Origin of the sequence: Dryocola sp. LX212 (genome assembly GCA_041504365.1) — a bacterium.
Taxonomy (GTDB): domain Bacteria; phylum Pseudomonadota; class Gammaproteobacteria; order Enterobacterales; family Enterobacteriaceae; genus Dryocola.
This window is the reverse complement of the sequence record CP167917.1, coordinates 3,761,447-3,782,603: the sequence shown is the minus strand read 5'-3', so window position 1 is coordinate 3,782,603 and position 21,157 is coordinate 3,761,447. Positions and strand designations below refer to the sequence as shown.

The 21,157-nt window shown below is 55.4% G+C and carries 19 protein-coding genes; 7 read left to right on the top strand and 12 right to left on the bottom strand.

Features of this window, described 5'->3' with window-relative positions; translation table 11 throughout:
- Positions 1-14: 14 nt before the first annotated feature.
- On the top strand, positions 15-1,004 hold the full coding sequence (locus ACA108_18165; protein XEX95245.1) for a type IV pilus twitching motility protein PilT: 990 nt from the start codon (positions 15-17) through the stop codon (positions 1,002-1,004).
- Positions 1,005-1,202: 198 nt separating this feature from the next.
- Here the strand turns inward: ACA108_18165 and ruvX are convergent, their stop codons facing one another.
- The 8 genes from ruvX to metK form a co-directional block, all read right to left on the bottom strand.
- Positions 1,203-1,622: a Holliday junction resolvase RuvX gene (gene ruvX / locus ACA108_18160; protein XEX95244.1), complete on the bottom strand. Its 420-nt coding sequence runs from the start codon at positions 1,620-1,622 to the stop codon at positions 1,203-1,205.
- Positions 1,622-2,185 carry a YqgE/AlgH family protein gene (locus tag ACA108_18155; GenBank protein ID XEX95243.1) on the bottom strand — a complete coding sequence of 188 codons (564 nt, stop codon included), beginning with the start codon at positions 2,183-2,185 and terminating at the stop codon, positions 1,622-1,624. Before ACA108_18155 ends, ruvX begins: the two co-directional genes overlap by 1 nt.
- Before the next feature lie 94 nt (positions 2,186-2,279).
- A complete protein-coding gene (gene gshB / locus ACA108_18150; GenBank protein ID XEX95242.1) occupies positions 2,280-3,227 on the bottom strand; it encodes a glutathione synthase in 948 nt (315 codons plus the stop codon).
- Between the two features lie 12 nt (positions 3,228-3,239).
- Positions 3,240-3,971, bottom strand: a complete 732-nt coding sequence (rsmE, locus tag ACA108_18145) for a 16S rRNA (uracil(1498)-N(3))-methyltransferase (GenBank protein XEX95241.1) — start codon at positions 3,969-3,971, stop codon at positions 3,240-3,242.
- Between the two features lie 157 nt (positions 3,972-4,128).
- Positions 4,129-4,836: a deoxyribonuclease I gene (endA, locus tag ACA108_18140; protein XEX95240.1), complete on the bottom strand. Its 708-nt coding sequence runs from the start codon at positions 4,834-4,836 to the stop codon at positions 4,129-4,131.
- 92 nt (positions 4,837-4,928) lie between these two features.
- Positions 4,929-5,444: a SprT family zinc-dependent metalloprotease gene (locus tag ACA108_18135; protein XEX95239.1), complete on the bottom strand. Its 516-nt coding sequence runs from the start codon at positions 5,442-5,444 to the stop codon at positions 4,929-4,931.
- 70 nt (positions 5,445-5,514) lie between these two features.
- A complete protein-coding gene (locus ACA108_18130) occupies positions 5,515-6,912 on the bottom strand; it encodes a sugar porter family MFS transporter (protein XEX95238.1) in 1,398 nt (465 codons plus the stop codon).
- Positions 6,913-7,316: 404 nt separating this feature from the next.
- Positions 7,317-8,471, bottom strand: a complete 1,155-nt coding sequence (metK, locus tag ACA108_18125; protein XEX95237.1) for a methionine adenosyltransferase — start codon at positions 8,469-8,471, stop codon at positions 7,317-7,319.
- A 661-nt stretch (positions 8,472-9,132) separates the two neighbouring features.
- On the opposite strand from metK, the gene yqgB reads away from it, so the two are divergent.
- The 3 genes from yqgB (at position 9,133) to speB (ending at position 12,342) form a co-directional block, all read left to right on the top strand.
- A complete protein-coding gene (yqgB, locus tag ACA108_18120) occupies positions 9,133-9,279 on the top strand; it encodes an acid stress response protein YqgB (GenBank protein XEX98156.1) in 147 nt (48 codons plus the stop codon).
- Entirely contained in the window at positions 9,272-11,248 is a 1,977-nt protein-coding gene (gene speA, locus ACA108_18115) for a biosynthetic arginine decarboxylase (GenBank protein XEX95236.1), read from the top strand. The genes yqgB and speA overlap by 8 nt, the downstream gene beginning before the upstream one ends.
- 173 nt (positions 11,249-11,421) lie before the next feature.
- Positions 11,422-12,342: an agmatinase gene (gene speB / locus ACA108_18110; GenBank protein XEX95235.1), complete on the top strand. Its 921-nt coding sequence runs from the start codon at positions 11,422-11,424 to the stop codon at positions 12,340-12,342.
- A 90-nt stretch (positions 12,343-12,432) separates the two neighbouring features.
- Here speB and ACA108_18105 read toward each other — a convergent pair whose 3' ends face one another.
- Positions 12,433-13,191, bottom strand: a complete 759-nt coding sequence (locus tag ACA108_18105) for a M48 family metallopeptidase (GenBank protein XEX98155.1) — start codon at positions 13,189-13,191, stop codon at positions 12,433-12,435.
- A gap of 279 nt (positions 13,192-13,470) precedes the next feature.
- Here ACA108_18105 and tkt point away from each other — a divergent pair, with 279 nt between their 5' ends.
- Positions 13,471-15,462 (top strand): transketolase, encoded by a 1,992-nt coding sequence (gene tkt, locus ACA108_18100; protein XEX95234.1) that lies wholly within the window; start codon positions 13,471-13,473, stop codon positions 15,460-15,462.
- A 45-nt stretch (positions 15,463-15,507) separates the two neighbouring features.
- Here tkt and ACA108_18095 read toward each other — a convergent pair whose 3' ends face one another.
- Genes ACA108_18095 through ACA108_18085 form a run of 3 tightly spaced genes read right to left on the bottom strand, consistent with a single transcriptional unit; the run spans position 15,508 to position 18,548 of the window.
- A complete protein-coding gene (locus tag ACA108_18095; protein ID XEX95233.1) occupies positions 15,508-17,034 on the bottom strand; it encodes a DHA2 family efflux MFS transporter permease subunit in 1,527 nt (508 codons plus the stop codon).
- 12 nt (positions 17,035-17,046) lie between these two features.
- The gene (locus ACA108_18090) at positions 17,047-18,063 is read right to left on the bottom strand and encodes an HlyD family secretion protein (protein ID XEX95232.1); all 1,017 of its coding nucleotides are present in this window, start codon (positions 18,061-18,063) and stop codon (positions 17,047-17,049) included.
- A gap of 47 nt (positions 18,064-18,110) precedes the next feature.
- Positions 18,111-18,548, bottom strand: a complete 438-nt coding sequence (locus tag ACA108_18085; GenBank protein ID XEX95231.1) for a MarR family winged helix-turn-helix transcriptional regulator — start codon at positions 18,546-18,548, stop codon at positions 18,111-18,113.
- A gap of 357 nt (positions 18,549-18,905) precedes the next feature.
- Between ACA108_18085 and epd the strand changes: the two genes are divergently transcribed.
- Together epd and pgk are read left to right on the top strand one after the other, a co-directional pair.
- Positions 18,906-19,925, top strand: coding sequence for an erythrose-4-phosphate dehydrogenase (epd, locus tag ACA108_18080; GenBank protein XEX95230.1), 1,020 nt, complete (start codon positions 18,906-18,908; stop codon positions 19,923-19,925).
- Positions 19,926-19,974: 49 nt separating this feature from the next.
- Positions 19,975-21,138: a phosphoglycerate kinase gene (gene pgk, locus ACA108_18075; protein ID XEX95229.1), complete on the top strand. Its 1,164-nt coding sequence runs from the start codon at positions 19,975-19,977 to the stop codon at positions 21,136-21,138.
- Positions 21,139-21,157: the final 19 nt, after the last annotated feature.

The window sequence follows — 21,157 nt, the reverse complement described above, 5'->3', positions numbered from 1 at the left end:
AAGCTGGGAATGATATGGATATCGAAGAAATTTTGGCCCTTAGTGTAAAGCATAACGTCTCCGATCTACACCTGTGTACGGGGCAATCTGCACGCTGGCGAAAACAGGGGCGGCTTGAACCCTGTCCCGCCACCGCCCCGCAGCCTGAAGCGCTGCTGGCGCAGTGGCTGACGCCGCCGCAGCAAAAGGAGCTGGAAGAGAGCGGGCAGCTTGATTTTGCCGTCACGTCTGCTTGTGGGCTCCGCCTGCGCGCGAATGCTTTTCGCCAGCGTTACGGTTGTTCACTCGCCTTGCGTCTGCTCGCTACGCAATGTCCTGAACTGGCGGCTTCAGGCGTTCCGCCGATCGTCCCTTCACTGCTACAGATGCCGGACGGCCTTATCCTGGTCACCGGCGCGACCGGCAGCGGCAAGTCCACTACGCTTGCCGCTATGGTCGGGTATCTCAACCAGCATTTTGACGGGCATATCCTGACGCTGGAAGACCCCATCGAGTTTGTCCACCGCCCGGCAAAATGCCTGATTCAGCAGCGGGAGGTGGGGGAACATTGCTGCTCATTTGCCGCAGGTTTGCGGGGTGCACTACGCGAAGATCCAGATGTGATTATGCTGGGCGAGTTGAGGGACAGCGAAACTATTCGCCTGGCGTTAACGGCGGCGGAAACGGGCCATCTGGTGCTGGCGACGCTTCACACGCGGGGGGCGGCCCAGGCCGTCGAAAGGCTGGTGGATGTCTTCCCAGCAGAAGAGAAAAATCATATTCGCAGCCAGCTGGCTGGCAGCCTCAAAGCCGTACTCGCCCAGAAGCTTGTATCCTCTTCGGAAGGGGGCCGCGTGGCACTGTTTGAGCTAATGGTGAATACCCCGGCGGTGGCGAACCTTATCCGTGAAGGTAAAACCCATCAGCTACCGGGCCTGCTTCAGACCGGGCAACAGCATGGCATGCAGTGCTTTGCGCAGCATGAAGCATTGCTGCGGGCGGAAGGGAGAATTCAGGATGAGTAAAAATTTTTCTCTGGTGTGTTTGCGGAGAGCAAACCACAGTGCATCAATATCTCTTTGCCAGATGTTTTTATTGAACGCATTGATAACCACGTGAAGCAGCCTGCATCAGGCTACCGCGATCGTAGCCATTTTCAGGCCGTTGCCGCCAGGCATGGGCTAACCAGCAAAGGTTAACGGCACGTCCGGCAGCGCGACAAATCAGGGATGATAGTCAAACCAGCTTTCAAGAATGATGACCGCGGAAGCTGAGTCGATGCTGCCTTTGTTCAGCGCGCGGAATCCACCCTGTTCAAACAGGCCCGCGCGGGCTTCTACCGTGCTCAGGCGTTCATCCTGTAGCGATACCTTCACGCCGAAACGGCCATGCAGGCGGTTGGCGAATTTCCGGGCGCGGGCGGTAAGCGGCTGCTCGGTACCGTCCATGTTAAGGGGCAGGCCGACTATCACCTCGTCCGGCTGCCACTCTTTCAGGATTTTTTCTATCGCGTTCCAGTCCGGCGTGCCGTCCTGCGCCTTCAGCGCGCTGAGCGGGCGGGCGGTGCCCGTAATGCGCTGGCCAACGGCAACGCCGATACTTTTGGTGCCGAAGTCAAAACCTAACAGCGTTCCACTGCTCATTACGCGTGCCCCGCATCGCCTGGCATTGTCAGAATATCCACGCCGATAAGCTTTGCGGCTTCTCGCCAGCGATCAGCAATGGGGGTATGGAATAAGATTGCGGCATCTGCTGGGGCCGTGAGCCAGGCGTTATCAAGGATTTCCTGCTCGAGCTGGCCTTTCTCCCAGGAGGAGTAGCCCAGCGCCACGATGACGTCCTGAGGCTGATTCGGCGTACCGATGGTTTCCAGCACGTCGCGGGAGGTGGTGATCACCGTATCGTCGGAGATACGAATGCTGGAAGCAAAAGCATCCGGGGGGGTGTGCAGGATAAATCCACGGTCTTCCGCCAGCGGGCCGCCGATAAACACGGGTTTATCCAGACGGATAGCCGGGTCACGTGGATCGGGGTCGATCTTTAGTTTCTGCAGCACACCTTCGACCTTAAGGTTCTCAAGGGGCTTATTGATAATGATCCCCATCGCACCCTCTTCGTTGTATTCACAGATATAGACGACGGCACGCTTAAAAAGCGGGTCCTGTAGAGCCGGCATGGCAATGAGAAAGTGATGCTGTAAATTCATTATCAGAGAGTCTGTTCCCGGTTGAAAAGCGGCAAGGGGCGCGCAAAGAATGCACAGTTTACCATTATTGAGCGGGCCAGGCCCGCCCGGAGGACTATTTTGCGAGGCGTGCTTCAATTGCGTCGAACAGCATACCGGTGATGGATACCGGAAACGCCGCTTCGATTTCACGAATGCAGGTTGGGCTGGTGACGTTAATCTCGGTCAGGCGGTCACCGATGATGTCGAGACCAACAAAAATCAGCCCCTTAGCCTTCAGCGTCGGCCCAACGCGGCGGGCTATTTCCCAGTCGCTGTCGGTTAACGGACGAGGTTCACCACGGCCACCGGCGGCCAGGTTGCCGCGCGTTTCGCCGCCCTGCGGGACACGGGCCAGGCAGTACGGTACGGGTTCGCCGTCAACAACCAGAACGCGCTTGTCGCCGTCAACAATAGCCGGTAGGTAGTTCTGCGCCATGCAGTAGCGGTTGCCCAGCTCGGTGAGCGTTTCGGCAATTACGCCCAGGTTCGGGTCGCCTTCCTTCACGCGGAAGATGGAGGTGCCGCCCATGCCGTCCAGCGGCTTCATAATGATATCGCCGTGCTTTTGCCAGAAGGCCTTCAGCTGCGCCTTATTGCGGGTGACCAGCGTTTCCGGGGTCAGGTCCGCAAACCAGGCGGTGAAAAGCTTTTCGTTACAGTCGCGCAGGCTCTGCGGTTTATTGACGATCAGCGTGCCCTGTTCTTCGGCGCGCTCAAGAATGTAGGTGGCGTAGATAAATTCGGTGTCGAACGGCGGATCTTTACGCATCAGCACAACGTTCAGGTCGGCCAGGGCTATGTCCTGCTCGCTGCTGAAATCGTACCATTTTTCATAGTTCTGCTCGACGGAGACCAGACGGGTCCGCGCGCGCGCTTCGCCGTTGATCAGATACAGATCGGCCATTTCCATGTAGTGCAGCTCATAGCCGCGACGCTGCGCTTCCAGCAGCATGGCAAAGCTTGAGTCTTTTTTGATGTTGATACTTGCGATGGGGTCCATCACGATGCCGAGCTTGATCATTCTTCTTCTCCTTTAGCCCAGATCGCCAAAGCGCACCTGCAGTGCGGTAATGGCGGTGAGCGCGGTAGTCTCAGTACGCAGAACGCGAGGTCCCAACAGAATATCAGTAAATTGATGTTCTGCGGTCATGGCAATTTCTTCTGCCGTTAAACCGCCCTCCGGGCCAATCAGCAGGCGAACTCGCTCCACCGGTTGGGGTAGGGTATTGATGCTGGCGCTGGCACGGGGATGAAGATTGAGCTTCAGGCTGTTGTCTTCTTCGGCGCACCACGCTTTAAGATCCATCGCCGGGCGGATTTCCGGCACCACGTTGCGTCCACATTGTTCGCAGGCAGCTACGGCAATTTTTCGCCATTGCTGAAGCTTTTTGTTCAGGCGTTCGGCATCCAGTTTTACGCCACAGCGTTCGGAAAACAAAGGGGTAATCACGTTTACGCCAAGCTCAACGGCCTTCTGAATGGTGAACTCCATTTTTTCGCCGCGGGACATGACCTGGCCAAGATGAAGATGCAAAGGGGATTCCCGGTCGTCGGTGGCGGCGGCAAGCACCTTCACACGCACGCTTTTCTTATCGGCCTGCACAATTTCGGCGTCAAAGACCTGGTTGCTGCCGTCAAATAGCTGAATGGCCTGGCCTGCACCCATGCGCAGCACGCGGCCCACATGGTTGGCGGCATCTTCGCTGAGTGCCACTTCGTGGCCTGCGGTGATTAACTCCGGGTGGTGAATGCGGGGAATACGCATGGTTTATATAATCCGAATGCAAAGGCGAGCTCTGATTTATCCCCTCTCCAGGGGGAGAGGGTGAGGGCGTTGCAGTCTATACAACCCTCACCCCGGCCCTCTCCCTGAGGGAGAGGGAGAAGTCGGCGCGCAGTTAAACAATTGCCGCTAGTGTAGGTTAGCTGTTTTGTGCCTGGCAAGCCCGCAGCACATAAGGGTTATGATTGCCCTGGATTTTCGCAATGCGTTTGTCGCGTTCGCACTCCCATGCGCTGACGGGGTAAGATTTATCCCATGCTTCAAATAGCTGGGTCTGCTGGCGGGAAAGTTTGAGCTGATACTGGTCGCGCATATAGAAATAAGTACGGGCGATAGCTCCCCTGGCGCGAGCGGGCGGCTCGGCGGCTTTTCCCTTAAAGTCGATTTTCATTGTGCACTGACCATACTGGCCTTCGCCACCGTTCCACTGGCTGTACATAAAGTTATTGCGGTCGCCGTTCACTTCCCCGATGGCGGGCTGCAGGTTGTGCATATCGCTTTCCATCCTGCGGTAGACCGGGTCTTTGATGCAGTTCTTCCTGCCGCCGTCCTGCCAGCACTGGCGCTGGTGGCCAAACTGCCAGGCCGGAACAACGTGTTCCCATTCGATACGCGACGCGCGGTTTTCATTTTTACGCACTTTATAGCCGCACGATTCGAGATCCGGCAGGCCTTTTTTACCCTGCCAGTTAATTTTGCAGCCGCAGTAGAACGTACCTGGCGCGTCAGCGTTGAGTTTTGCTCCGGCGGCTTTGGCCTGCGAGAAGCTGTTGATACCGGAACTCAGCGCGGGATAAGGGAAGAGGGCTGCAACAACTGCAACAGCCAGAAGATATTTGCGGGACATTTTCAGGATCCTGACTAAAACAGGCCCGCACACTACCTGAGGATTTATCCAGTTTCAATCGGAACTATTCGGAAGTTTTAAGGCGATCATTTTTAAATACAGGGCGTTGTAACGTCTGCCTTGAGCAGGTCGCCGCAGTGCACACAGCGGTATTCGGATTCGCCGCGCAGCACTCTGTTATGACGGCGAACGGTCAGCTGATGCAGCTGACAGCGGCAACGGTAGGGGAAGGTGTTGTGGCGCACGGACTGCACCTCAAACTGGTGCGTGCGGCGAGCGGGAACGCCCATCACGCTTTCCATCATCCATTTCCACTCTTTGCCGTGGGGAGCGACGCGGCCAAAATGCTTCCAGACCAGCAGGTGCGCCAGTTCATGCGGCACGACCTCTTCAATAAAAGCCTGCTGGTTTTCCATCAGCAGCACGGGGTTAAGACGTATTTCGTAGCTTTCCATCCACGCTGTTCCGGCGGCGGTGCCGCGCTGCTGGTAGACGAGCTTTGGTTCAGGGTAGCTGCGGCCCAGGTGCAGATTGGCCTGCTGGAGCTTGTCGCGCAGGCTGCGCATAACGGCCTGCTGAATGGCGATGGGGAGTCGAGGGGATTTCATAACGGCAGAGAATAGAATGGGACAGGGCAGGGTGCAAGCCCCTCTCCAGCGGAGAGAGGCCTTTTGCAATTTAGTCGTGGGCGCCAATTTGACGTAACGGACGACCTTTCATCAGGTTACGTTCGATGTGCTCCAGGGAAACGTGTTTGGTTTCCGGAACCAGCCAGATAGTCAGCAGGATGAAGAAGACGTTCAGACCCGCGTAAACCCAGAAGGTATTCGCGTTGCCCAGCGTGTTGAGCATGGTCAGGAACGTTGCGCCGACGATCATGTTGGCAATCCAGTTGGTCGTGGTAGAGCAGGTGATACCAAAATCACGGCCTTTAAGGGGCTGGATTTCGGAACACAGCACCCAAATCAGCGGACCGGCGCTCATCGCAAAACCAACGATAAACATCAGCAGCATCGCCACGGCGAAATACTGCGCGCCCTGGGAGTGGATGCCGATGTGCAGCATTGTGCCGAGGATACCCATACCGGCGGCCATCACCAGGAAGCCCAGCACCAGCGTAGGCTTGCGGCCCCAGCGGTCAACCAGCCCAATGGCAATAAAGGTTGCCAGCACGTTGATTAAGCCGACGATAACCGTCCCCCACATCTGCTGGGTGGTGTTGGTAAAGCCTGCAATCTCAAAGATTTTTGGCGCGTAATACATGATGACGTTCATGCCGGTGAACTGCTGCATCACCTGTAAAAGCACGCCCAGGAAAACGGCACGGCGGAAGTTGCTGTTGCTGCGGAACAGTGACCAGCCGCTCTGCTTAATCTGCAGGCTTTCGCGGATCTCTTCCAGCTCACGCTTCGCTTCGGCGCTGCTGTCACGCAGGCGCAGCAGCACGCGTTCGGCGTCGTGGAAGCGGCGTTTGGCGGCGAACCAGCGCGGGCTGTCCGGCAGGAAGAAGACGCCAACCAGCAAAATCAGGGCTGGAATAGTGATCACGCCCAGCATCCAGCGCCACGAGCCGCTGTAGCTGAAAGCGGTATCCGAAAGGTAGGCACCGAGAATACCGATGGTGATCATCAGCTGGTACATGGAGATCATGCTGCCACGGATTTTCTCCGGGGCAATCTCAGAGAGATAAAGCGGAGCGGTGTAGGAGGCGACGCCTACGGCCAGGCCCAGCAGCACACGGGAGATAATCAATACTTCCGGGTTAGGCGAGAAGGCGGAGCACAGTGAGCCTGCGACAAACAGCACGGCGCCAATCATCAGGCTGTATTTGCGCCCGAGACGGAAAGAGAGCCAGCCGCTGCCGACGGCGCCGACGGCGGCACCGAACATCATCGAGCTGACCACCCACTCCTGCTGATGTGCGGTAATCTGAAAATCTTTAGCAATGAACGGCAGGGCACCGGCGATGACGCCAATGTCCAGGCCAAACAGTAAGCCTGCCAGCGCTGCGAGGAAGCAAACAAAAAAGGTCATACTTTTGTTCGATGTCCGGTGTTTCTTATTAGTGTCAGGCATAACGCCCTCCGGTTGGGTTATCTGATTTATCGCTGTTAAGGGTAGGTTAGCGTTACGTAAATTTGTGTGATAGTAATCACATTAGTGTAATCGGTTACACTAATGTCAAAATCTGTCAGAAGTACAAATTTAGGTAAAACATAGCATTAAGAGCAAAGACGGCAAGCTAATTGCCGCTTTTTCAGTCGAATCTGAAATGGGCTGTAACAAACGAAGCAAATGGCGCAAAAAGGCAGAAAGCTCTGAATGACAAGGCGACGAATGTGTCATGTAATCGCTTTCATGGGCCGTTTTTTGAGCGTTTAACGCAAAGTATAGCCCAGCGGCAGGAATGAGGGGGGTTGAACAGGCGGAAAGACAAAAGGCCAGCTTAACTGGCCTTCAGAGGAGTAAACCGTAGCGGATTATTTCAGGCCAGCGGCTTCACGCAACAGGGCGGCCTTGTCGGTTTTTTCCCATGGGAAATGCTCGCGACCAAAGTGGCCGTATGCCGCGGTTTCTTTGTAGATTGGGTGCAGCAGATCCAGCATCTGGATCAGGCCGTATGGACGCAGGTCGAAAAACTCGCGCACCAGCAGGGTCAGCTGTTCGGTAGAGATTTTCTCGGTGCCGAAGGTTTCAACCATGATCGAAGTTGGCTCAGCCACGCCGATGGCGTAAGAAACCTGGATTTCGCAGCGGTCTGCCAGGCCTGCGGCAACGATGTTTTTCGCAACGTAACGCGCGGCGTACGCCGCAGAGCGGTCCACTTTTGATGGATCTTTACCGGAGAAAGCGCCACCGCCGTGACGAGCCATGCCGCCGTAGGTATCAACGATGATTTTACGTCCGGTCAGACCGCAGTCGCCCATTGGACCACCGATAACAAAACGGCCTGTCGGGTTAATATGGTATTTCGTGGAGGCATTCAGCCACTCTGCTGGCAGAACCGGCTTGATGATCTCTTCCATCACCGCTTCCTGGAGGGTTTTCAGCTCAACGTCTTCAGAATGCTGGGTGGACAGCACAACCGCATCGATACCCACGATTTTGCCGTCGTCATACTGGAAGGTGATCTGGCTTTTTGCGTCCGGGCGCAGCCAGGGCAGCGAGCCGTTCTTTCGCACTTCTGCCTGGCGCTGAACCAGACGGTGGGCGTAAGTGATTGGCGCCGGCATCAGCACGTCGGTTTCGTTGGTAGCATAGCCAAACATCAGGCCCTGGTCGCCTGCGCCTTGCTCCAGCGGATCGATGCGATCAACGCCCTGGTTGATGTCCGGAGACTGCTTGCCAATCGCGCTCAGAACGGCGCAAGAGTTGGCGTCAAAGCCCATATCAGAATGCACATAGCCGATTTCGCGCACCGTTTTACGGGTGATCTCTTCGATATCAACCCAGGCACTGGTGGTGATTTCGCCGCCAACCAGCACCATGCCGGTTTTGACGTAGGTTTCACACGCTACGCGAGCTTTTGGATCCTGCTCGAGGATTGCATCAAGCACCGCATCGGAGATTTGGTCAGCGATTTTATCGGGATGCCCTTCTGATACGGACTCGGACGTAAAGAGGTGTTTAGCCATGTTTTCTTCACCCTAAAGAGAATTCGGTTAGTATAGACCGCTGCCGAATGGCTCCCGTATCAGAACGTTGTGCTGATAGTGTGGGGTTTCGCCGTAGATTGAATGACAGGCAGTCTAACAGTTAATCAGTATAGATGGATTAACATCTGGACGTCCATTTTAGGTTAACCCTTAAACAGATTGCCAGTGATTTTTCGAATTGATCACACTAATGGTGAAAGCGAACTGGCAATTTTTCATGACGGCCTGCATAACCTACATTTATATTTTGCTTTTTCGGCCAGTTGTGGGTATAAAGCGGCGCGCGCGGCTCATTCACTAAGCACACATTTTGTGTTGCCCACTTCCAGCCGGGTTGAGCACTAATTTTTAGCTTTGGCTTGTCGCATACCTAACGGGGTGCGTGGAGGTGATACGATTGAAAAACCGCTTTAATTCCCAAAATCTGGCGCGCCTGTCTGGTGTGGCCATGCCCCTCGCTGCTTGCATCTCTTTGCTATACCCCAGCCGATGTTATACCCATCTCGGCGCATCGACGGATTGCCGGGCCGGTTAGTCACGCCTGTTATTCCCGAACAAGGGCGCTCTTGTCGTTGATGAGAGTTTTCTCGTGGTTTCGCCGACCCGCCCTGCGGAGCTCGGTAACGTGTTTTACAATAATATGAAAATGAAACCGGTCGCACAGCCAGTCTGTCAGCGTCTTCTGCTGCCGCTACGCGCTGTTAATGGGTTGTTATTGCGGGATACCCCTGCGATAGTAGTCAACTATTTTGCACATTCGTTTAAATTTGAGGTTCGCCATGTCTGACAAAATCTCTTCTGTTTCGGGTTCGTCAGTGGGCGAGCAGGATGGACACCGCTCCATGCAGGAGGTTGCTATGAGCTCCCAGGAAGCCAGCAAAATGCTGCGCACTTACAATATTGCCTGGTGGGGTAATAACTACTACGACGTCAACGAGCTGGGCCATATTACCGTCTGCCCGGATCCTGATGTTCCCGACGCGCGCGTTGATCTTGCCGAGCTGGTGAAAGCCCGGGAAGCCCAGGGGCAACGTCTGCCGGCGCTCTTCTGCTTCCCGCAGATCCTCCAGCACCGCCTGCGTTCTATTAACGCCGCGTTCAAACGTGCTCGTGAATCCTACGGCTACAAAGGTGATTACTTCCTTGTCTATCCGATAAAGGTGAACCAGCACCGTCGTGTGATTGAAACCCTGATTCATTCCGGCGAGCCGTTGGGCCTGGAAGCAGGCTCTAAAGCAGAACTGATGGCCGTTCTGGCCCATGCGGGCATGACCCGTTCGGTTATTGTCTGTAACGGTTATAAAGACCGCGAGTACATCCGCCTGGCGCTGATCGGCGAGAAGATGGGCCACAAGGTCTATCTGGTCATCGAAAAGATGTCCGAAATTCGCATCGTGCTGGAAGAGGCCGAGCGTCTGAACGTGGTGCCTCGTCTGGGCGTACGTGCGCGTCTGGCCTCGCAGGGTTCCGGCAAATGGCAGTCCTCCGGCGGTGAAAAGTCTAAGTTTGGCCTGGCGGCTACGCAGGTTCTGCAGTTGGTAGAAATGCTGCGTGAAGCGGGGCGTATCGACAGCCTGCAGCTGCTGCACTTCCACCTTGGTTCGCAGATGGCTAATATTCGCGACATCGCCACCGGCGTGCGTGAATCTGCTCGTTTCTACGTTGAGCTACACAAGATGGGCGTCAACATAGAGTGCTTCGATGTGGGCGGTGGTCTGGGCGTGGACTACGAAGGGACTCGTTCCCAGTCCGATTGTTCGGTCAACTACGGCCTGAACGAATATGCGAATAACATCATCTGGGCGATTGGCGACGCGTGTGAAGAACACGGTTTGCCGCACCCTACGGTTATCACCGAGTCCGGTCGTGCGGTTACCGCTCACCACACCGTGCTGGTATCCAACATCATCGGCGTTGAGCGCAACGAATACACGGTTCCTGAAGCACCTGCTGAAGATGCTCCGCGCGCGCTACAGAGCATGTGGGAAACCTGGGGCGAAATGCACGAGCCGAACAACCGCCGCTCGCTGCGCGAATGGCTGCATGACAGCCAGATCGACCTGCACGATATCCACACCGGCTACGCATCAGGCGGCTATTCTCTGCAGGAGCGTGCCTGGGCGGAGCAGCTTTACCTGAGCATGTGCAACGAAATTCAGCGTCTGCTTGACCCAAGCAACCGCGCGCACCGTCCGATCATCGACGAGCTGCAGGAACGTATGGCGGATAAGATTTACGTCAACTTCTCGCTGTTCCAGTCCATGCCGGATGCCTGGGGCATCGACCAGCTGTTCCCTGTGCTGCCGCTGGAAGGTCTGGACCAGGTTCCCGAGCGCCGCGCTGTGCTGTTGGATATCACCTGTGACTCCGACGGCGCTATCGATCACTACATCGACGGTGACGGCATCGCGACCACCATGCCAATGCCGGAATACGATGCGGATAACCCGCCGTTGCTGGGCTTCTTCATGGTCGGGGCATACCAGGAAATTCTCGGCAACATGCACAACCTGTTCGGTGATACCGAAGCGGTTGACGTGTTCGTCTTCCCTGACGGCAGCGTTGAAGTGGAGCTGTCCGACGAAGGCGATACCGTGGCGGATATGCTGCGCTACGTGCAGCTCGACCCGGATACGCTGCTGACGCACTTCCGCGATCAGGTGAAGCACACCGATCTGGATGCCGCGCTCCAGCAGCAGTTCCTCGAAGAGTTCGAAGCTGGTCTGTATGGCTATACGTATTTAGAAGACGAGTAAGATCCTGTTCTATACTTTGCGTATGAATTACGCACTATTGAACCCGGATGAAATTGCGGTGATAATCCGCACCAATAAGCATTCTCGGTACTAATCCAGTCCCTTTCTCGTCGGGTTTAACGACGCGAAAGGGATTTTTTTTGCAAATTACACCATCACCGCGAGGACAGACAATGAGCACCTTAGGCCATCAGTACGATAACTCCCTGGTCTCCAACGCCTTTGGTTTTTTACGTTTTCCGCTGAACTTCCAGCCGTACGACAGCGATGCAGACTGGGTTATCACCGGCGTTCCTTTTGACGCGGCCACCTCCGGCCGTGCGGGCGGGCGCCACGGCCCGGCGGCTATTCGTCAGGTTTCGACTAACCTTGCCTGGGAAGGCAACCGCTTCCCGTGGAACTTCGATATGCGCGAACGTCTGAACGTCGTGGACTGCGGCGATCTGGTTTACGCTTTCGGCGACGCGCGTGACATGAGCGAACGTCTGCAGGCCCACGCTGAAAAGCTGCTGGCAGCCGGTAAGCGTATGCTCTCCTTCGGTGGCGACCACTTCGTCACCCTGCCACTGCTGCGTGCGCACGCAAAGCACTTCGGTAAAATGGCGCTGGTGCATTTTGATGCCCACACCGACACCTATGCGAACGGCTGCGAGTTCGACCACGGCACCATGTTCTATACCGCACCAAACGAAGGTTTGATCGACCCGAACCACTCCGTGCAGATCGGTATCCGTACAGAGTTCGATAAAGACAACGGTTTCACCGTGCTGGACGCGGGTCAGGTTAACGACCGCAGCGTGGATGACATTCTGGCGCAGGTTAAGCAGATCGTAGGTGACATGCCGGTCTATCTGACTTTTGATATCGACTGTCTGGATCCGGCGTTTGCACCAGGCACCGGCACGCCGGTTATCGGTGGCCTGACATCTGACCGCGCTCTGAAGCTGGTTCGCGGCCTGAAGGACCTGAACATTGTCGGGATGGACGTTGTGGAAGTGGCTCCGGCCTACGATCAGTCCGAAATCACCGCTCTGGCAGGTGCGACGCTGGCGCTGGAAATGCTTTACATCCAGGCCGCTAAGAAAGGCGAGTAAAGTGGTAGTGTCGGATGGCGCTTGCGCTTATCCGACCTACGCAGGTCAAGAGTAGGGTGGATAAGCGCAAGCGCCATCCACCGTTTTTTATTACTTCAAACCATCCGCAGTCATGCGGTCGCGAATATGCTGGGCGCGTTCGGCGGAAGCAGGGTGGTCATCCAGCATTGAGCTTTGACGGCCTTCCTCCTGTTTTGCCAGCTTCTCGAAGCTGGTTGCCAGGCCAATCGGATTGATGCCTCGTTTTCTTAGCAGATCGTAAGAGTAGTCATCCGCTTCGGATTCCTGACGCTGGGAGAACTGCGCGTTCACCAGTTTTTCGCCAAGATCGCCAAGCTGCGATTGCGACAGGCTGCCGATCATCCCGCCAGCGGAAGCTGCTGCCACTCGTGCGGCGTTGGTGCCCAATGCAACCTGCATCCCTTTCTTCACGTGGCCCAGCGCAACGTGACCCATTTCGTGGCCGATCACCGCTTCCACTTCGTTATCGTCCATCATGTCCATCAGGCCGCTGTACACCCGGATACAGCCGTTTGCCATGGCGAAGGCGTTGACGTCTTTGGTGACGTACACCTTGTAGTTCACCGGCATGCCGTTGATGTTGTCCCCCAGCGCGCTGGAGATTTTTGTCAGGCGTTTGGCGTAGTCGCTGCCCGCAGGAGCGATGGTGGCTTTGCTGTCCAGCTCGACACAGGATTTATCGCTCAGCTCCTTTACTTGCGCATCGCTCAGCGTGTAGGCCTGGAAGGCTTCCGCGCCGGAGCTCAGCAGACCGTTGGAGTCCATACCCTGACAGCCGCTCAGCAGCGTGGCGAGCGTCAGGCTTAACATAACAGGGCGCATCTTCATGGCCAGTTTTCCTTTATTCATTTCAACAGCCCAGGGGCAAAACGCGCCGGAATTGGCGACGGATAAAGCACAGTATAAAGAAGATAACCGGACACGCGCAGCGTCTTGCGCAACATGCGAGCAGGATCCAGAGATTTCTTACCTGGACAAAAGGATGCTCCATGTACATGACCTTCGGCTTACGGTACATTGTTGGCACTTTTCGGGCGTAGCCCATAACGCTTAGTAGTCAAGTCGTAAAACAAGGCGTGACCTTCAACCATCCGATCTGGAGTGAAAATGTCCTCTCGTAAAGAGCTTGCCAATGCTATTCGTGCGCTCAGCATGGACGCAGTACAGAAAGCCAAATCCGGTCACCCGGGTGCCCCTATGGGCATGGCTGACATTGCCGAAGTCCTGTGGCGTGATTTCCTGAACCATAACCCGCAGAACCCGGCCTGGGCGGACCGCGACCGCTTCGTACTGTCCAACGGCCACGGCTCTATGCTGATATACAGCCTGCTGCACCTCACCGGTTATGACCTGCCGATTGAAGAACTGAAAAACTTCCGTCAGCTGCATTCCAAAACTCCAGGTCACCCGGAAGTGGGCTACACAGCCGGTGTTGAAACCACGACTGGCCCGCTGGGGCAGGGTGTGGCGAACGCGGTAGGTATGGCGATTGCTGAACGTACCATGGCGGCGCAGTTCAACCGTCCAGGTCACGACATTGTGGACCACTTCACCTATACCTTTATGGGCGACGGCTGCATGATGGAAGGCATCTCCCACGAAGTCTGCTCGCTGGCGGGCACCCTGGGTCTGGGTAAACTGGTTGCGTTCTACGATGACAACGGCATCTCCATCGACGGCCACGTTGAAGGCTGGTTCACCGACGATACCGCTAAACGTTTTGAAGCCTACGGCTGGCACGTAGTGCGCGGCGTAGACGGTCACGACGCAGACGCCATTAAGCGCGCTGTTGAAGAAGCGAAAGCGGTTACCAACAAACCTTCACTGCTGATGTGCAAAACCATCATCGGTTTCGGTTCACCGAACAAAGCGGGCACGCATGACTCCCACGGTGCACCTTTGGGTGACGCAGAAATCGCACTGACCCGTGAGCAGCTTGGCTGGAAACACGCTCCGTTTGAAATCCCGTCTGAGATTTACGCTCAGTGGGATGCAAAAGAAGCAGGCCAGGCGAAAGAAGCCGCGTGGAACGAGAAGTTTGCCGCTTACGCGAAGGCCTTCCCGCAGGAAGCCGCTGAATTCACGCGTCGTATGAAAGGCGATATGCCCGCTGAGTTTGCTGCGAAAGCGCAGGATTTCATCAAGAACCTGCAGGCTAACCCGGCTAAAATTGCCAGCCGTAAAGCGTCCCAGAACACTATCGAAGCGTTCGGCCATCTGCTGCCAGAATTCCTGGGCGGCTCTGCTGACCTGGCACCGTCAAACCTGACTATCTGGTCCGGTTCTAAAGCAATCAACGAAGACAAAGCCGGTAACTACATCCATTACGGCGTACGTGAATTCGGTATGACTGCGATTGCCAACGGTATCGCGCTGCACGGTGGTTTCCTGCCGTACACCTCTACCTTCCTGATGTTCGTGGAATATGCCCGTAACGCGGTGCGTATGGCGGCCCTGATGAAACAGCGTCAGGTGATGGTTTACACCCACGACTCCATTGGTCTGGGCGAAGACGGCCCGACTCACCAGCCGGTTGAGCAGCTTGCTGCCCTGCGCGTGACGCCAAACATGAGCACATGGCGTCCGTGTGACCAGGTTGAATCTGCGGTGGCGTGGAAATACGCCGTTGAACGTCAAGACGGCCCGACTGCCCTGATCTTCTCCCGTCAGAACCTGGCGCAGCAGGATCGTACCGAGCAGCAGCTGGCGGATATTGCTCGCGGTGCTTACGTGCTGAAAGACTGTGCAGGCCAGCCAGAACTGATTCTGATTGCCACCGGTTCAGAAGTTGAACTGGCGGTTGCAGCGTGGGATCAGCTGTCTGCGGAAGGCATCAAAGCGCGCGTGGTTTCCATGCCGTCCACCGATGCGTTCGACAAGCAGGATGCGGCCTACCGTGAAGCCGTTCTGCCGAAAGCCGTTGCGGCCCGTGTTGCTATCGAAGCCAGCATCGCTGACTACTGGTACAAATACGTTGGCCTGAACGGCGCGGTAGTGGGCATGACCACCTTCGGTGAGTCTGCTCCGGCCGAGCAGCTGTTTGAAGAGTTTGGTTTCACCGTTGAGAACGTGGTGAAACAGGCTAAAGCAGTTCTGTAATTTCTGAGCTGAACTGAAGCGGGCCGCAATAGCGGCCCGTTTTTTTTACGCCGTTTTCGGCTGCGGCTTAGAAAAGAGCAGGATCAGCGGCAGCAAAATAAAGCATAAAAACATCATCAGGCGGAAGTCCTGGTAGTAGGCCATGGTTGTCGCCTGGCGGGTGACTTCCCCATCGATCGCCAGCAGTCCGCCGAGGCTGTGAATGTTCCACATGCCGTGCTGCATAGCGTTCTGGAGCGCCTTGTTAAACGGATTGATAAAGGACGAGAACACGGCGTGATTGCGCTGGCTCTGCTGGGCAAGATAGGTCGTCATCAACGAAATACCGATGCTGCTGCCAATGTTACGAATGAGGCTATACAGCGAAGTGCCTTCTGTCCGATAACCCGGAGCCAGAGTCGAGAACGTCAACGTGGAGAGCGGCACAAAAGTTAAGCCCATCCCTACACCCTGTACGATGCCGGTACTGATAATATCCCATTTGCTTATCGACATATCGAAGTGGGTCATCTGCCACAATGACAGCGCCATGATGAGCACGCCCACCGCAATCAGGTAGCGCATATCCACCTTGCCAGCAACGCGCCCGACCAGCATCATGCTGAACATAGTGCCGAAACCGCGCGGCGTCATCAGTAGCCCGACATCAATGACCGGATAGTTCATCAGTCCCTGAAGCAGCGGTGGCAGCAGCGCCATTGTAGCCATCAGGATCGTCCCCATCATAAAGCTGAACAGCAAGCCGACGATAAAGTTCTTATCTTTAAAAATATGCGGGTCGATGAAAGGGCGTTTGCCCGTCATGATATGGGCGATAAACAGATAAAATGCGGCCCCGGCAAGTATTGCTTCAATGATGATTTCGCCGCTGGCAAACCACTCTTTTGACTGCCCGCGGTCAAGGAACAGCTGCAGACTACCGATAGCAATGCTCAGCAGGAAGAAGCCAGCCAGATCAAATTTTCGCTTTGCGTCTAACTTCGTTTCAGCAACGAAGGTAACGATACCCAGCCATGCCAGCAGGCCGAAAGGGATGTTGATATAGAACACCCAGCGCCAGCTGTAGTATTCGGTCAGCCAGCCGCCGAGAGAGGGCCCCAGAATCGGCCCGACCATGACGCCCAGCCCCCACATTGCCATTGCCGAACCATGTTTGGCTGGCGGCCAGGTATCCAGCAGAACGGACTGGGAGAGCGGCACCAGGCTTGCGCCAAAAATCCCCTGCAACAAACGAAAAGCGACAATTTGATCGAGCGACTGCGCGGCGCCGCAAAGCATCGACGCGACGGTAAAACCCACCACCGAATAGCTGAACAGGCGTTTACGGCCAATTTTTGCCGCGACGAAGCCGGTAAGCGGCATGGCAATCGCCGCCGCAACGATATAGGAAGTCAGCACCCAGGAAGTCTGGTCCTGTGTCGCGCCCATCGCCCCCTGCATATGGGGCAGGGCAACGTTGGCTATTGTAGTGTCCAGCGCCTGCATGATGGTTGCCAGCATCACCGACAGGGTGATCAGGATCCGGCGATTGCTGGTTGTGCTGTCGGCAGGCAGTGTCATGGTATCTGACATAATCAGCCTCCTTTAGAGGGCGAGATGGCGTGTGTGATGCGTATCAATACTGATATCGGCGCTAAGCCCGGCGCGCAGCTGCGGCATATTACTTGCGGTTTCTACGCTAATGCGGACTGGCACGCGCTGGGTCACTTTTACCCAGTTGCCGGTGGCATTTTCTGCCGGAATGACCGAGTACTCCGCGCCTGTTGCCGGGCTGATGCTCATCACTTTGCCGTGCCAGGTCACGCCGGGCGCATAATCCACCTCAATGTCAGCGGTCTGATTCACGCGGATGTTGGTCAGGTCTTTCTCGGTAAAGTTCGCTTCGACATAGAGGTTATGGTCGGAGACCAGCAGCATCGCCGTGGTGCCATTCTGAACATATTCGCCGCGATGGATGACTTTGGTGATGGTCCCCGACGTTGGCGCGTATTCCTTCACATGAGCGAGATTGTTCTGCGCAGTTTTTAACGTAGCCAGCGCCTTCTTGTAGCGCGGGTGCTGCTCAACGGGGGCTGAAATATCGCCGCCAAAACTGTCGACCACTTCATTTAGCTGCTTTTTCAGCATGTTCACTTCCAGCGCCATAAACAGCGTTTTCTGATGCGCGCTATCAAGATCGGTTGCGGAAACATATCCTTTGCCGCCCAGGCGGCGCTCGCGTCCTTCCTGGCGGGCTGCAAAAGCATACTGACTTTGCGATACCTGGATGTTGGCAAGCTTGCTCTGGTACTGCGACTTAATGGTCTTCAGATCGATAACGGTATTTTTCAGGTCGGACTGTGCCTGTTCAACGGCCAGCTGGAAGGGCTTTGGATCGATGCTGAAGAGCAGATCACCTTTGTTCACGTGCTGGTTTTCTATGACCGGCACGCTAATTACGCGGCCGTCGACTTCTGCGCTGATGCTGGTTTTATCGGCCTTCACGTAGGCATTATCCGTTTCGATGTAGCGGCCTCCGTGCAAATAGACGGCGCTACCGGCGACGACAAAAATGGCAGGAATAGCCAACAGTAAAATCAAACGAAGTTTTGTTCTGTTCATGGTGGGTACTCACGGTTGCGCGCGCCCCGTAGCCGGGCGCGACAGTGTTAGTTCTGGCGATGCTTGATGGCGGACAGGTTTTCACGAACCTCTTCAAGTGCCTGCACAAAGACTTCGATTTTCTCCGGCTCAAGGGTGTTGAGCACTTCCCGCCATAGCGCTTCACTCTCTTTTTTAATCTGCGCCAGCTGCTGGTGGGCGGCGGGGCGCAGGTAAAGTAAAAATGCCCGGCGGTCTTTGCAGTCCTGACGGCGCTCAATCAGATCGCGTTCGACCAGCTGATCGACAACCCGCATCACGCTCATTGGCGTCAGGTCCATCAGCTCGGCCAGTTCAACCTGGCGAATGCCTTCGTTCAGGGAGAGCAGCCCAATAGCCCGGCCCTGGGACTGGGTAAGCTGGTTGTCGGTGCGGCGCTGGAAGAAGATTTGGCGTGCCAGCCGCGAAACGTCGGTTATCAGATAACCCGCAGGAAGAAAGGTCATAACATCACCTGTATGCGTTATTGTTGATGGGGTTATAGTAACCTACGAATACTATTATCGTGATTATTATATAGTTTATAATTAAATTGCCGAGAGCCATTGCCGCGCAGGAATTATTCCTGATACCAGAGCCCGCTCGGGATAAAGTGTGACGTGGATCAGATAAATGTGCTTCCTGGCCGGGCGTAGATTCCTTTTATTCCTGCTTTCGCCTACCATAGCTGAAGCGTTTCAGTCGAATAAGTGTTCGACAAATAAGCAGTCAATTGCAGTTTCGTGAGTGCGAGGATTCCCCTGGAAGGGCGGCTGGATTACTCTGTCAGCCACTTCTATTCAGGGATATCTGGCAGGAGAGATATGACCGTACGCATCGCAATAAATGGCTTCGGTCGCATTGGGCGCAACGTGGTACGTGCTTTGTACGAATCCGGTCGCCGTGCGGAAATCACCGTGGTAGCAATCAATGAGCTGGCTGATGCTGCGGGTATGGCGCATCTGTTGAAATATGACACCAGCCATGGTCGCTTTGCCTGGGACGTGCGCGAGGAGCGTGACCAGCTCTGGGTCGGCGACGATGCCATCCGGTTGTTGCATGAACCGACAATTGCGGCGCTGCCGTGGCGTGAACTGGGCGTAGACGTAGTGCTGGACTGTACCGGTGTCTTTGGTTCCCGCGCGGATGGCGTAGCCCATCTTGAAGCCGGGGCCAAAAAAGTTCTCTTCTCCCATCCTGGCGGCAACGATCTCGATGCAACCGTGGTCTACGGCGTTAACCACCACGAAGTGCAGGCCAGCCACCGAATTGTTTCAAATGCCTCCTGTACCACGAATTGTATAATCCCGATTATCAAGTTGCTTGATGATGCCTTTGGCATTGAATGGGGGACGGTGACCACCATCCACTCCGCGATGCACGATCAGCAGGTAATAGATGCATACCATCCGGATCTGCGGCGTACCCGCGCTGCCAGCCAATCGATCATTCCGGTAGACACGCGCCTTGCCGCTGGCATCGCCCGCATCTTCCCGAAATTTAACGATCGTTTTGAGGCGATTGCGGTCCGTGTCCCGACAATTAACGTCACCGCCATCGATTTAAGCGTAACGGTGAGGGATGCAGTGAATGCAAATGAAATCAACCAGTTGCTGCAAAAAGCGGCACAGGATTCATTTCATGGTATAGTTGACTATACGGAATTACCGTTGGTCTCGACTGATTTTAACCACGACCCGCACAGTGCCATTGTTGACGGCACGCAAACCCGGGTCAGTGGGCAACACCTGATTAAAACTCTGGTCTGGTGTGATAACGAATGGGGCTTTGCTAACCGAATGCTCGACACGACGTTAGTCATGGCTGCAAGTGGTTTCAGGTAGGGCGTGGAATGCGCCCGCAAAACTTTAAGAATCAACGAGAGGATTCACCATGTCTGTAATTAAGATGACCGATCTGGATCTGGCTGGTAAGCGTGTTCTGATCCGTGCCGATCTGAACGTACCGGTTAAAGAAGGGAAAGTGACATCTGACGCACGTATTCGTGCATCTCTGCCAACCATCGAACTGGCTCTGAAGCAGGGTGCGAAAGTGATGGTTACCTCTCACCTGGGTCGTCCAACCGAAGGCGAGTACAACGAAGAATTCTCTCTGCTGCCGGTTGTTAACTACCTGAAAGACAAACTGTCTTCCCCAGTTCGCCTGGCGAAAGATTACCTGGACGGCGTTGAAGTTGCCGCCGGCGAGCTGGTCGTTCTGGAAAACGTTCGCTTCAACAAAGGCGAAAAGAAAGACGACGAAACCCTGTCTAAGAAATACGCTGCCCTGTGTGACGTATTTGTGATGGATGCTTTCGGCACCGCGCACCGCGCACAGGCTTCTACTCACGGCGTAGGCAAATTTGCTGATATCGCTTGTGCAGGCCCTCTGCTGGCTGAAGAGCTGAGCGCGCTGGGTAAAGCACTGAAAGAACCCGCTCGTCCAATGGTAGCTATTGTTGGCGGTTCTAAAGTTTCTACCAAGCTGACCGTGCTGGACTCCCTGTCCAAAATCGCTGACCAGCTGATCGTTGGTGGTGGTATCGCGAACACCTTCGTTGCCGCTCAAGGCCACAACGTAGGTAAATCCCTGTATGAAGCAGATCTGGTTGATGAAGCCAAGCGCCTGTTGACCACCTGTGATATCCCGGTTCCAACTGACGTTCGCGTTGCGACCGAGTTCTCTGAAACCGCTACCGCTACCCTGAAATCTGTAAACGACATCAAAGATGAAGAGCAGATTCTGGACCTGGGCGACGTCTCAGCCCAGAAGCTGGCCGATATCCTGAAAAACGCGAAAACCATTCTGTGGAACGGCCCGGTTGGCGTATTCGAGTTCCCTAACTTCCGTAAAGGAACCGAAATCGTTGCTAACGCAATCGCAGACAGCGAAGCGTTCTCTATCGCAGGCGGCGGTGACACCCTGGCGGCTATCGACCTGTTCGGTATCTCCGACAAGATCTCCTACATTTCTACCGGCGGCGGCGCATTCCTCGAATTCGTGGAAGGCAAAGTCCTGCCAGCAGTAGCGATGCTTGAAGAGCGCGCTAAGAAGTAATAATTACGGGCAGGGTTAT

Coding starts and splice junctions, on each gene's coding strand:
- ACA108_18155 (XEX95243.1), bottom strand. CDS start 2,185: ATGAATTTACAGCATCACTTTCTCATTGCCATGCCGGCTCTACAGGAC.
- ACA108_18095 (XEX95233.1), bottom strand. CDS start 17,034: ATGTCAGATACCATGACACTGCCTGCCGACAGCACAACCAGCAATCGC.
- ACA108_18135 (XEX95239.1), bottom strand. CDS start 5,444: ATGAAATCCCCTCGACTCCCCATCGCCATTCAGCAGGCCGTTATGCGC.
- ACA108_18130 (XEX95238.1), bottom strand. CDS start 6,912: ATGCCTGACACTAATAAGAAACACCGGACATCGAACAAAAGTATGACC.
- ACA108_18165 (XEX95245.1), top strand. CDS start 15: ATGGATATCGAAGAAATTTTGGCCCTTAGTGTAAAGCATAACGTCTCC.
- gshB (XEX95242.1), bottom strand. CDS start 3,227: ATGATCAAGCTCGGCATCGTGATGGACCCCATCGCAAGTATCAACATC.
- metK (XEX95237.1), bottom strand. CDS start 8,471: ATGGCTAAACACCTCTTTACGTCCGAGTCCGTATCAGAAGGGCATCCC.
- ACA108_18090 (XEX95232.1), bottom strand. CDS start 18,063: ATGAACAGAACAAAACTTCGTTTGATTTTACTGTTGGCTATTCCTGCC.
- pgk (XEX95229.1), top strand. CDS start 19,975: ATGTCTGTAATTAAGATGACCGATCTGGATCTGGCTGGTAAGCGTGTT.
- ruvX (XEX95244.1), bottom strand. CDS start 1,622: ATGAGCAGTGGAACGCTGTTAGGTTTTGACTTCGGCACCAAAAGTATC.
- speA (XEX95236.1), top strand. CDS start 9,272: ATGTCTGACAAAATCTCTTCTGTTTCGGGTTCGTCAGTGGGCGAGCAG.
- ACA108_18085 (XEX95231.1), bottom strand. CDS start 18,548: ATGACCTTTCTTCCTGCGGGTTATCTGATAACCGACGTTTCGCGGCTG.
- tkt (XEX95234.1), top strand. CDS start 13,471: ATGTCCTCTCGTAAAGAGCTTGCCAATGCTATTCGTGCGCTCAGCATG.
- endA (XEX95240.1), bottom strand. CDS start 4,836: ATGTCCCGCAAATATCTTCTGGCTGTTGCAGTTGTTGCAGCCCTCTTC.
- rsmE (XEX95241.1), bottom strand. CDS start 3,971: ATGCGTATTCCCCGCATTCACCACCCGGAGTTAATCACCGCAGGCCAC.
- yqgB (XEX98156.1), top strand. CDS start 9,133: ATGAAAATGAAACCGGTCGCACAGCCAGTCTGTCAGCGTCTTCTGCTG.
- speB (XEX95235.1), top strand. CDS start 11,422: ATGAGCACCTTAGGCCATCAGTACGATAACTCCCTGGTCTCCAACGCC.
- epd (XEX95230.1), top strand. CDS start 18,906: ATGACCGTACGCATCGCAATAAATGGCTTCGGTCGCATTGGGCGCAAC.
- ACA108_18105 (XEX98155.1), bottom strand. CDS start 13,191: ATGAAGATGCGCCCTGTTATGTTAAGCCTGACGCTCGCCACGCTGCTG.